The following is a 779-nucleotide window of genomic DNA, read 5'->3' on the forward strand; positions in this document are numbered from 1 at the left end:
TCACCGGTATTCGGGGTTGGCGAAGTCGAAGCGGCACCCCGCATCCCAGGCGCTGCGCTGGTTGCCGTGCGCCGGAATGCCGCCGGCGTCCTTGAGCATCCGGGCCAGGTGCAGCAGGTTCCACGTCATGAACGTGGTGTTGCGGTTGGTGAAGTCGTTGTCCGGACCGCCCGAACCCGGGTCCAGATAGGACGGTCCGGGCCGGCCTCGCCGATCCACCCGGCGTCGGCCTGCGGCGGGACGGTGTACCCGAGATGCTGCAGGCTGTAGAGGATGTTCATGGCGCAGTGCTTGACGCCGTCCTCGTTGCCGGTGATCAGGCACCCGCCGACCCGCCCGTAGTAGGCGTACTGGCCCGCGTCGTTGAGCAGGTGCGAACAGCCGTAGAGACGTTCGATGACCTGCTTGGTGACCGAGGAGTTGTCACCGAGCCAGATCGGCCCGGCAATGACCAGAATGTCGGCGGGCAGGACCAGATCACGGTAGATGGCGGGCCATTCGTCGGCGTCCCAGCCGTGCTCGGTCATGTCCGGCCACACACCGGTGGCGATGGCGTGATCGACCGCGCGGACCACGTCGACCCGCACGCCGTGCGTGCGCATGATGTTCGCACTGACGTCGATCAGGCCGCCGGTGTGCGTCAACTCCGGGGAACGCTTCAGGGTGCAGTTGATGAACAACGCCCGCAGGTCGTCGTAGCGGGTCTCGGTCACGGTCGGTCCCACCTCCGGTAACAGATGTCGGTACTGCAGTGCGGCCGGGTCGGCCAGGCGTTACAC

Annotated in this window: 2 protein-coding genes; both read right to left on the reverse strand. The window is 66.8% G+C overall.

What is annotated here, in order from left to right; all coding sequences use genetic code 11:
- Positions 1 to 129 (reverse strand): hypothetical protein, encoded by a 129-nt coding sequence (locus Vau01_RS65000; RefSeq protein WP_275424079.1) that lies wholly within the window; start codon positions 127 to 129, stop codon positions 1 to 3.
- Positions 126 to 713: a flavodoxin family protein gene (locus tag Vau01_RS63045; RefSeq protein ID WP_204015496.1), complete on the reverse strand. Its 588-nt coding sequence runs from the start codon at positions 711 to 713 to the stop codon at positions 126 to 128. Before Vau01_RS63045 ends, Vau01_RS65000 begins: the two co-directional genes overlap by 4 nt.
- Positions 714 to 779 lie beyond the last annotated feature (66 nt).

Origin of the sequence: Virgisporangium aurantiacum (assembly GCF_016863635.1) — a bacterium.
GTDB lineage: Bacteria > Actinomycetota > Actinomycetes > Mycobacteriales > Micromonosporaceae > Virgisporangium > Virgisporangium aurantiacum.